Below are 10,430 nucleotides of genomic sequence, written 5' to 3'. Positions count from 1 at the left end.
ATCCCGGTCTTCTCCCGCAAGCCGATGTTCGGCTACATGGGTCTGATCGCGGCGACCATCGCGATCGCCGGTCTGTCCGTGACCGTGTGGGCCCACCACATGTACGTCACCGGCGGGGTGCTGCTGCCGTTCTTCTCCTTCATGACGTTCCTGATCGCCGTACCGACCGGTGTGAAGTTCTTCAACTGGATCGGCACGATGTGGAAGGGCTCGCTGTCCTTCGAGACGCCGATGCTCTGGGCGGTCGGCTTCCTGATCACCTTCACCTTCGGTGGTCTGACCGGTGTCATCCTGGCCTCGCCCCCGATGGACTTCCACGTCTCCGACTCGTACTTCGTGGTGGCCCACTTCCACTACGTGGTCTTCGGCACGGTCGTCTTCGCGATGTTCTCCGGCTTCCACTTCTGGTGGCCGAAGATGACGGGCAAGATGCTCGACGAGCGTCTCGGCAAGATCACCTTCTGGACGCTGTTCGTCGGCTTCCACGGCACCTTCCTGGTCCAGCACTGGCTGGGCGCCGAGGGCATGCCGCGTCGTTACGCCGACTACCTGGCCGCCGACGGCTTCACCGCCCTGAACACGATCTCGACGATCAGCTCGTTCCTGCTCGGCCTGTCGATCCTGCCGTTCCTCTACAACGTGTGGAAGACGGCCAAGTACGGCAAGCCGGTCGGCGTGGACGACCCGTGGGGCTACGGCCGCTCGCTCGAGTGGGCGACCTCCTGCCCGCCGCCGCGGCACAACTTCCTCACCCTGCCGCGGATCCGCAGCGAATCCCCGGCGTTCGACCTGCACCACCCCGAGATCGCCGCCCTCGAGCAGCTTGAGCACTCCGGTCACGGTGCCATCGCGGGCAGCAAGGAGGCCGGCAAGTGAAGATCCAGGGCCGGATGTTCATCTGGCTGAGCTTCTTCGTCCTGATCATGGCCGTCGTGTACGGCGTGTGGTCGAAGGAGCCGGCCGGTACCACGGCGCTCTTCCTGGCCTTCGGCCTGTGCATCATGGTCGGCTTCTACCTGGGCTTCACCGCCCGGCGGGTCGACGCGGGTGCCCAGGACGACAAGGAGGCCGATGTCGCGGACGACGCGGGCGAGCTGGGCTTCTTCAGCCCGCACAGCTGGCAGCCGCTCATGCTGGGCTTCGGCGGTGCGATCGCCTTCCTCAGCGTCGCGGTCGGCTGGTGGCTGATCTACTTCTCGGCCCCGTTCATCGTGATCGGCCTGTTCGGCTGGGTGTTCGAGTACTACCACGGTGAGAACCGCACCCAGTAGCACGCGAGAACACGCGCCGGGAGCCCGGACCCTCCGTCAGGAGGGTCCGGGCTCCCGCCTTTTCCGGGCGCATCCGGAGCGTCCGTCCATTGCCCCGGCGTCGATCACTCATACGGGTTACCTGCCGTGCCGGTACGGTCAACAGCTCATAGCGTGATCGTATGAACCACACTCCGCGGACCCGCACCGTCGTCAGCTGCGCCTTGCTGGTGACCGCCCTCGGCGCGGGCGTCACCGCTTGCGGTTCGGACGGCAACCCCCTGTCGGCCAGGCCGTACGACGCAGCGGACCTGATCTCCTTCAACGGCCCCACCGACGCAGAGAAGCGGGCCGACCCGGACAAGCCCCTCGAGGTCACCGCCAAGAGCGGTGAGGGCCGCATCACCGACGTCACCGCCCAGGACGCCACAGGGCGATACGTGGCGGGCGAACTCGCCGCCGACGGCAGCCGGTGGCACAGCACCTCCCCGCTGGCCGCCAACGCCCACTACACGCTCACGGTGAGCACCGAGGACGAGGACGGCGCGCCCGGCCGCAAGGTCCTCGTGTTCGACACCACCAAGCCCACGAGCAAGAAGAGCCTGCACGTCACGTTCGGGCCGAAGGCGGGCGAGTACGGAGTCGGGCAGCCCATCACGGCCCAACTCGACCAGGAGATCAAGGACAAGGCGCAGCGGGCCGTCGTGGAGCGTGCCCTCAGAGTGGACTCCGTGCCGGCCGTGCCGGGTTCCTGGTACTGGGTGAGCGCCAAGGAACTCCACTACCGGCCCAGGGAGTACTGGCCCGCCCACGCCACCGTCCAGGTGCACAGCAACCTGGACGGCGTCCGGATCAGCGACCGGCTGTGGGGCGGTAAGTCCAAGGCGCTGAAGATCACCACGGGCGACCGGATCGAGGTCGTCACGGACGCCGCCGCGCACCAGCTCACGTACTACAAGAACGGGCAGCAGATCCAGCAGATCCCCGTCACCACCGGCAAGCCCGGCTTCGAGACCCGCAACGGGGTCAAGGTCGTGCTGGAGAAGCAGTACTTCGTACGGATGCGCGGCAGCACCGTCGGCATCGCCGAGGGCACCTCCGACTCCTACGACCTGCCGGTCTACTACGCCACCCGGGTCACCTGGTCCGGCGAGTACGTCCACGCCGCCCCCTGGTCCGTCGGCTCCCAGGGCTACGCCAACGTCAGCCACGGCTGCACCGGGATGAGCACGTCCAACGCCGAGTGGCTCTTCGACAACGTCCGCGAGGGGGACATCGTCAAGGTCGTCAACTCCAACGGCGACCCCATGGAGCCCTTCGGCAACGGCTTCGGCGACTGGAACGTCGACTGGAAGAAGTGGCGCACGGGCAGCGCGCTGATCAACGGCGCCCCGGACGGCCCGGCACCGGCGGACGCGGTGAGGCTCCAGCCGACGGCCGTGTGAGCGCCCTGCAGGGGCGCGGGGAACGGCGCGACGAGCCCCGGCGAACCGGCGGCCGCGCACCCACCTCGCGCCCCACCCCGCTAGGCGCTCAGCAACCGCTTCTGACGCAGCAGGGAGGCCAGCGCGGCGGCGAACTCCACAGGGTCCACCGGCAGCGTCACAGCGGCGTCGGCCCGGCTCCACGTGGCCAGCCACGCGTCCTGGGGCCGGCCCATGAGGAGAAGTACCGGCGGCGAGTTGAACACCTCGTCCTTGATCTGCCGGCACAGGCCCATGCCCCCCATCGGCACGGCCTCGCCGTCGAGCACACAGACGTCGATGCCGCCCTTGTCCAGCTCGCTCAGCACCGCCGCGGGCGTGGCGCACTCCACGAACTCCACCTGGGGAACGTCCGGAGCGGGCCGACGCCCGGCGGCCAGCCGTACTTGTTCGCGGGTGTTGGAGTCGTCGCTGTAGACCAGCACCGTGGCGGTCGGCTGCATTGTTCCTCCGGGACGTCAGCGTCGTACGGACAGGACGGACAGGGCCGTTTGGGCGGATGTTACTCCCATGAACACCACGTCAGCACCGGTTCGGCGGGCAGCAACACTCCGAACGGCACCCCCCGGAGTGAGGGCGGGATAAGCGACCGACATAATGTCGGTCGTGGCGACAGCAACGACAGTAGAAACCGGGCACGCGCACCCGTCGGTCAACCGGCCGAACCTCACCAGCGTCGGAACCATCATCTGGCTGAGTTCCGAGCTGATGTTCTTCGCGGCCCTCTTCGCGATGTACTTCACCCTCCGGTCGGTGACCGGACCGGCTCACTGGAAGGAACAGGCGGAGGCGCTCAATGTGCCCTTCTCCGCCACGAACACCACGATCCTGGTGCTCTCCTCCCTCACCTGCCAGCTCGGCGTGTTCGCGGCCGAGCGCGGCGATGTGAAGAAGCTCCGTGGCTGGTTCATCCTCACCTTCATCATGGGTGCGATCTTCATCGGCGGTCAGATCTACGAGTACACCGAGCTGGTGAAGAAGGACGGCATCTCGCTGTCCTCCGACCCGTACGGCTCGGTGTTCTACCTGACGACCGGCTTCCACGGCCTGCACGTGACGGGCGGTCTCATCGCCTTCCTGCTGGTCCTCGGCCGTACATACATGGCCAGGAGGTTCACCCACGAGCAGGCGACCGCCGCCATTGTCGTGTCCTACTACTGGCACTTCGTCGATGTGGTCTGGATCGGCCTCTTCGCCACGATCTACCTGATCAAGTAGCCGGGACCGCTCCCGCACATCCAGAAGCACCGACGCAGAAGATCCTGACACCGGGGTAATCCGTGAAAAAGCTCTCCGCACGACGACGCCATCCGCTGGCGGCGGTCGTCGTCCTACTCCTCGCGCTGGCGGCCACTGGGGGGCTGTACGCCGCGTTCGCGCCCGCGGGCAAGGCGCAGGCCGATGAGACCTCCCAGTCCCTGACCATCAAGGAGGGCAAGAAGCTCTACGAGGTAGGCTGCGCCAGCTGCCACGGCACCGGTGGCCAGGGCTCCTCCGACGGGCCGAGCCTCGTCGGTGTCGGGGCCGCGGCCGTCGACTTCCAGGTCGGCACCGGCCGTATGCCGGCCGCCACCTCGCAGGGCGCCCAGGCCCCGCGCAAGAAGCCCGTCTACACGCAGGCCCAGATCGACCAGCTCGCCGCGTACATCGCGTCGCTGGGCGCCGGCCCGAACGTGCCGACCAAGCAGCAGTACGGTCCGGAAGGCGCGGACATCGCCAAGGGTGGCGAGCTGTTCCGCACCAACTGCGCGCAGTGCCACAACTTCACCGGCAAGGGTGGTGCGCTCACCGAGGGCAAGTACGCCCCCAGCCTCGAGGGCGTCGCCCCCAAGCACATCTACGAGGCCATGCAGACCGGCCCGCAGAACATGCCGTCCTTCCCCGACACCACGATGTCGGAGAAGAACAAGAAGGACATCATCGCGTACCTGCACGCGGTCAACAGCGACGAGACGGACAACCCGGGCGGTATGGAGCTGGGCGGCCTCGGGCCGGTCAGTGAGGGTCTGTTCGCCTGGATCTTCGGTCTGGGCGCGTTGATCGCGGTCGCCGTCTGGGTCGCCGCTCGGACCGCAAAGGCCAAGAAGTCATGAGTAGCCAAGACATTCCAGAAGAGAACCTGCCCGCTGAGCAGGAGCACGCGCACGGCGCCGTGAGCGTCGCGGACGAGGAGAACCCGTTCGCGGACCCGGGTCTGCCGCCGCACGAGCACCGGATCCAGGACATCGACGAGCGGGCCGCCAAGCGGTCCGAGCGCGCGGTCGCCCTGCTGTTCACGGTGTCGATGGTGGCCACCGTCGGCTTCATCGTCTCGTACGTCGCGATCCCGCACGACAAGTCGATCTTCGTCTTCCCGATCGGGCACCTCAGCGCGCTGAACTTCGCGCTGGGTCTGACCCTCGGTGTGGCGCTGTTCTGCATCGGCGCGGGCGCGGTCCACTGGGCCCGCACCCTGATGTCCGACGTGGAGGTCGCCGACGAGCGGCACGCGATCGAGGCTCCGGCCGACGTGCGCACCAAGGTCCACGACGACTTCCGTCAGGGCGCCAAGGAGTCGGCGCTCGGCCGTCGCAAGCTGATCCGCAACACGATGTTCGGCGCGCTCACCCTGGTGCCGCTGTCCGGCGTCATGCTGCTGCGCGACCTCGGCCCGCTGCCCGGCACCTCGCTGCGCCACACCCTGTGGGCCAAGGGCAAGCGTCTGGTCAACATGAACACGAACCTGCCGCTGCGTCCCGAGGACGTCGCCGTCGGCTCGCTCACCTTCGCCATGCCCGACGGCCTGGAGGAGAAGTCCGAGGAGTTCCAGACGGAGATCGCCAAGGCGGCCCTGATGATCGTGCGGCTGCAGCCGGGCAACATCAAGGACAAGCGCGAGCTCGACTGGTCGCACGAGGGCATCGTCGCCTTCTCGAAGATCTGCACCCACGTCGGCTGCCCGATCTCGCTGTACGAGCAGCAGACGCACCACGTGCTGTGCCCGTGCCACCAGTCCACCTTCGACCTCTCCGACGGTGCCCGAGTGATCTTCGGCCCCGCCGGCCACGCCCTGCCGCAGCTGCGCATCGGTGTGGACAGCGAGGGTTACCTCCAGGCGCTCGGCGACTTCGAGGAGCCCGTCGGTCCTGCATTCTGGGAGCGCGGATGAGTACTGCACCGAACGAAGAAGAGTCCCGCTCTCGCGGGAAGGCACCGGCCGGCGAGCGGATCGCCGACTGGGCCGACGGCCGGCTCGGGATCTACTCCCTGGCCAAGGCCAACATGCGCAAGATCTTCCCCGACCACTGGTCGTTCATGTTGGGTGAGGTCTGCCTCTACAGCTTCATCATCATCATCCTGACGGGTGTCTATCTGACGCTGTTCTTCCACCCGTCGATGAACGAGGTGGAGTACCACGGCAGCTACGTCCCGCTCCAGGGACAGCTGATGTCCGAGGCGTTCAGCTCGACCCTGCACATCTCCTTCGACGTGCGCGGTGGTCTGCTGGTCCGGCAGATCCACCACTGGGCCGCCCTGATCTTCCTCGCCGGCATGTTCGTGCACATGATGCGCGTGTTCTTCACCGGCGCGTTCCGCAAGCCGCGTGAGATCAACTGGCTGTTCGGCTTCCTGCTGTTCGTCCTGGGCATGTTCACCGGCTTCACCGGTTACTCGCTCCCGGACGACCTGCTCTCCGGCACCGGTGTCCGCTTCATGGAGGGCGCGATCCTGTCCGTGCCGATCGTCGGCACGTACCTGTCGTTCTTCCTCTTCGGCGGCGAGTTCCCCGGCCACGACTTCGTGGCCCGGTTCTACTCGGTCCACATCCTGCTGCTGCCGGGCATCATGCTCGGCCTGGTGGTCGGCCACCTGATCCTGGTCTTCTACCACAAGCACACGCAGTACGCGGGCCCCGGAAAGTCCGAGAAGAACGTCGTCGGCATGCCGCTGCTGCCGGTCTACATGGCCAAGGCCGGAGGCTTCTTCTTCCTGGTCTTCGGTGTCATTGCGGCCATCGCCGCGGTCGCCCAGATCAACCCGATCTGGGCCATGGGCCCCTACCGTCCGGACCAGGTGTCCACCGGCGCCCAGCCCGACTGGTACATGGGCTTCGCCGAGGGTCTGATCCGCTTCATGCCGGGCTGGGAGATCAACCTCTGGGGTCACACGCTCGTCCTGGGCGTCTTCATCCCGCTGGTGCTCTTCCCGCTGGTCCTGGCTGCGATCGCGGTCTACCCGTTCATCGAGTCCTGGGTCACCGGCGACAAGCGCGAGCACCACATCCTGGACCGCCCGCGCAACGCCCCGACCCGTACCGCGTTCGGTGTCGCCTGGGTGACGATCTACATGATCACCCTGGTCGGCGGCGGCAACGACCTGTGGGCCACGCACTTCAACCTGTCGATCAACGCCGTCACCTGGTTCGTCCGGATCTCCTTCTTCGTCGGACCGGTCATCGCGTTCATCCTCACCAAGCGGATCTGCCTCGGCCTGCAGCGCCGCGACCGCGACAAGGTGCTGCACGGTCGCGAGACCGGCATCATCAAGCGCCTGCCGCACGGTGAGTTCATCGAGGTGCACGAGCCGCTCAGCCAGGAGCAGCTGCACACGCTCACCGCGCACGAGCAGTACAAGCCGGCCGAGATCGGCCCCACGGTCGACGAGAACGGTGTCCAGCGCAAGGTGACGGGCTCGGAGAAGCTGCGTGCCAAGCTCTCCAACGCCTACTACGGCGAGGACAACCAGATCCCGAAGCCGACCGTCGAGGAGTACAAGGAGATCACGAGCGGCCACGGCCACCACTGATCCCCGCGTCGCCACGCCACGCTGAGGGCCCCGTCCGGGTTGCGGACGGGGCCCTTCGCTGTGCCCCGGGCTGGATAGGGTGGTGTACGACTGCGCAGGACTGTGTACTAGGAGCGGCTGATGAGCGCTGTGACCCCCGCTGGAGGCGACACCGCGGCGGGCCGTTCCTGGCCCGTCCTGCTGAACGGCCTGCTGGACGGCCGTGATCTCTCCGCCGACGAGACCGCGTGGGCGATGGACCTGATCATGCGCGGTGAGGCCACCGACGCCCAGATCGCCGGCTTCATGGTGGCACTGCGGGCCAAGGGTGAGACGGTCGCGGAGATCTCCGGACTCGTCCGGACGATGTACGAGCACGCCAATGTGATCGAGGTGCCGGGCCCGGCGGTCGACATCGTCGGCACCGGCGGAGACGGTGCCAAGACGGTGAACATCTCCACGATGTCCTCGATCGTCGTCGCGGGCACCGGGGCGAAGGTCGTCAAGCACGGCAACCGTGCCGCGTCCTCCGCCTCCGGGTCCTCCGACGTCCTGGAGAAGCTCGGGATCAATCTGAACCTGACCCCCAAGCGGGTCGCCGAGGTCGCCGAAGAGGCCGGCATCACCATCTGCTTCGCGGTGAAGTTCCACCCGTCCCTGCGCCATGTGGCCGCGGCCCGCGGCCAGTTGGGCATCCGGACGACCTTCAACGTGCTCGGTCCGCTGACCAACCCGGCCAAGGTGCGCGCCCAGGCGGTCGGCGTGGCCGACCCGCGCATGGCGCCGATCGTGGCCGGTGTCCTCGCCGAGCGCGGCAACTCCGCGCTGGTCTTCCGCGGCGACGACGGCCTCGACGAACTGACCGTCACCGCCACCTCCCGGGTGTGGGTGGTCCGCGACGGCGAGGTCCGTGAGGAGACCTTCGACCCGCGGGACGTGGGCATCGACCTCGTCCCCGTGGACGCCCTGCGCGGCGCCGATGCTGCCTACAACGCGGAGGTCGCCCGCCGTCTGCTGGACGGCGAGCAGGGCGCGGTGCGGGACGCGGTCCTGCTGAACTCGGCGGCCGCGCTCGCCGCTCTGCGGCCGACGGACGCACCCCTCGCCGACCAGCTGAGCGCCGGTATGGCCGAGGCGCGGGAGTCGATCGACTCGGGCGCGGCCAAGCGGGCGCTGGAGAGATGGGTGGCGGCGAGCAACGCCTGACGACACCGTCGATCGTCCCGCGATCCGGACACGGGTTGCGGGACGACGATCATTTCGCGTACGTTCCCGTATCAGGTCATGAGTGACAGTCATGAGGCCCCGGCCGACTGTCCGGCAACCCTCCGTCCGTGGCGGGGTGCCCCGGGTGAAGACCAGGTCGTAGGCAGCGAGGTCTACGGCAAGCGCGGACCCCTCGAACCCAGGGGTCCTGGTCGTACGAGGGAGCCTTCCGTGAGCAAGCGAATGCGATAGGGCCGCAGAGCCCCGCCTCCGCACCCCCCTTTCACCTTTCTTCCGTACGCGCCTTTCGCGTACGTCCTCACGGGAGTTCCCCATGTCTGTCTCCACCGCTGCCGTCGACCAGACCGTTTGTGCCCCTCTGCCCGTTCTGGGCCGTGATGTCACCGTCCCGCTCGTGACGGGCGGCGAAGTCACCTACGCCGCTCTCGACTACGCGGCCAGCGCCCCCGCCCTGCAGCGGGTCTGGGACGACGTCGCCGCCTACGCCCCCTACTACGGCAGCGTCCACCGGGGTGCCGGCTACCTCTCCCAGCTCTCCACCGAGCTGTTCGAGAACGCCCGCAAGGCGGTCGCCGAGTTCCTCGGCTGCCGGGAGAGCGACCAGGTGATCTTCACCCGGTCGACCACCGACTCCCTCAACCTCCTCGCCCGCGCTCTCCCGGCCGGCTGCCAGGTCTTCGTCTTCGAGACCGAGCACCACGCCTCCCTGCTGCCCTGGCAGGACGCCGAGGTCACCTACCTCGATGCCCCGCGCACCCCGTGGCAGGCCGTCGAGACCCTGGAGCGGGCGCTGGCCGACCGCACTGCGTCCACCGAAGGGGGCCACGGCCCGGCCCTGGTCTGCGTCACCGGCGCCTCCAACGTCACCGGCGAGCTGTGGCCGGTGCGTGAGCTGGCCGCCGCGGCCCACGCGCACGGCGCCCGGATCGTCCTCGACGCCGCCCAGCTCGCCCCGCACCACCCGGTGGACATCCGCGACCTGGACGTCGACTGGGTCGCCTTCTCCGGGCACAAGCTGTACGCCCCCTTCGGCTCCGGTGTCCTGGCCGGCCGCGCCGACTGGCTGCGGGCGGCCGAGCCGTACCTCGCGGGCGGCGGCGCCAGCCGCAAGGTCACCCGGCGCACCGACGGGGGAGTGGACGTGGAGTGGCACGAGAGCGCCGCCCGCCACGAGGCCGGCTCCCCGAACGTCATCGGTGCCCACTCCATCGCGTCGGCCTGCAAGGCCCTCACCGAGGCCGGCTGGGAGTCCCTCGTCGCCCGTGAGCAGTACCTGGTCCGCACGGTCCGCGAGGGCCTGGCCGAGGTGCCGGAGGTCCGGATCCTCTCCCTCTTCGGCGACGAGGTGCCGCGCGTCGGCGTGATCTCCTTCGTCGTGGAGGGCTGGAACAGCTCCCACTTCGCCGCCGCCCTCTCCGCCGAGTACGGCATCGGCGTCCGCGACGGCCTCTTCTGCGCCCACCCGCTGGTCCGCACCCTGCTGGGCAGCGACCCGCAGACCCAGGGCGAGTGCGGTGCCCCGGAGGCGGCCCCGGGCGAGAAGTCCCTCAACGCCATCCGCGTGAGCTTCGGCGCGGGCACGCCGGACGAGCACGTGCGGCGGTTCGTCGCGGCGGTCAAGGAGCTGGTGACCGAGGGTGCGAAGTGGACCTACCGCACCGAGGAGGGCCGCTGCGTCCCGGCGGTGTGACGCGACGGGCGTGGA

Annotated in this window: 10 protein-coding genes and 1 riboswitch; of the genes, 9 read left to right on the top strand and 1 reads right to left on the bottom strand. The window is 68.4% G+C overall.

Annotated elements, in window-relative coordinates:
- From ACZ5CW_RS20890 to ACZ5CW_RS20880, 3 genes are all read left to right on the top strand, one after another.
- A partial coding sequence (locus ACZ5CW_RS20890) for a cytochrome c oxidase subunit I (protein WP_468603395.1) occupies positions 1-876 on the top strand: 876 nt, incomplete at its 5' end.
- Positions 873-1,271, top strand: a complete 399-nt coding sequence (locus ACZ5CW_RS20885; RefSeq protein WP_468603393.1) for a cytochrome c oxidase subunit 4 — start codon at positions 873-875, stop codon at positions 1,269-1,271. The genes ACZ5CW_RS20890 and ACZ5CW_RS20885, both read left to right, overlap by 4 nt.
- A 161-nt stretch (positions 1,272-1,432) precedes the next feature.
- On the top strand, positions 1,433-2,695 hold the full coding sequence (locus ACZ5CW_RS20880) for a L,D-transpeptidase (RefSeq protein ID WP_468603391.1): 1,263 nt from the start codon (positions 1,433-1,435) through the stop codon (positions 2,693-2,695).
- A gap of 80 nt (positions 2,696-2,775) precedes the next feature.
- Here the strand turns inward: ACZ5CW_RS20880 and ACZ5CW_RS20875 are convergent, their stop codons facing one another.
- Complete coding sequence (locus ACZ5CW_RS20875) at positions 2,776-3,177, bottom strand: response regulator (protein ID WP_468603389.1); 402 nt, start codon at positions 3,175-3,177, stop codon at positions 2,776-2,778.
- Positions 3,178-3,331: 154 nt separating this feature from the next.
- Between ACZ5CW_RS20875 and ctaE the strand changes: the two genes are divergently transcribed.
- The 6 genes from ctaE (at position 3,332) to ACZ5CW_RS20845 (ending at position 10,415) form a co-directional block, all read left to right on the top strand.
- Entirely contained in the window at positions 3,332-3,952 is a 621-nt protein-coding gene (gene ctaE, locus ACZ5CW_RS20870; protein WP_468603387.1) for an aa3-type cytochrome oxidase subunit III, read from the top strand.
- A gap of 62 nt (positions 3,953-4,014) precedes the next feature.
- Positions 4,015-4,827, top strand: coding sequence for a cytochrome bc1 complex diheme cytochrome c subunit (gene qcrC, locus ACZ5CW_RS20865; RefSeq protein WP_468603385.1), 813 nt, complete (start codon positions 4,015-4,017; stop codon positions 4,825-4,827).
- Positions 4,824-5,882, top strand: coding sequence for a cytochrome bc1 complex Rieske iron-sulfur subunit (gene qcrA / locus ACZ5CW_RS20860; protein WP_468603383.1), 1,059 nt, complete (start codon positions 4,824-4,826; stop codon positions 5,880-5,882). The genes qcrC and qcrA overlap by 4 nt, the downstream gene beginning before the upstream one ends.
- On the top strand, positions 5,879-7,519 hold the full coding sequence (gene qcrB / locus ACZ5CW_RS20855) for a cytochrome bc1 complex cytochrome b subunit (RefSeq protein ID WP_468603381.1): 1,641 nt from the start codon (positions 5,879-5,881) through the stop codon (positions 7,517-7,519). The genes qcrA and qcrB overlap by 4 nt, the downstream gene beginning before the upstream one ends.
- A gap of 120 nt (positions 7,520-7,639) precedes the next feature.
- Complete coding sequence (trpD, locus tag ACZ5CW_RS20850; protein WP_468603379.1) at positions 7,640-8,704, top strand: anthranilate phosphoribosyltransferase; 1,065 nt, start codon at positions 7,640-7,642, stop codon at positions 8,702-8,704.
- A 74-nt stretch (positions 8,705-8,778) separates the two neighbouring features.
- Positions 8,779-8,895, top strand: a riboswitch (SAM riboswitch).
- A 143-nt stretch (positions 8,896-9,038) separates the two neighbouring features.
- Positions 9,039-10,415 (top strand): aminotransferase class V-fold PLP-dependent enzyme, encoded by a 1,377-nt coding sequence (locus tag ACZ5CW_RS20845; RefSeq protein ID WP_468603377.1) that lies wholly within the window; start codon positions 9,039-9,041, stop codon positions 10,413-10,415.
- The last annotated feature ends 15 nt before the right edge of the window (positions 10,416-10,430 follow it).

The organism is Streptomyces sp. NPDC031379 (genome assembly GCF_055569615.1).
Note: the sequence above shows the minus strand (reverse complement) of the source record. Positions and strands in the feature narration are given on the sequence as shown.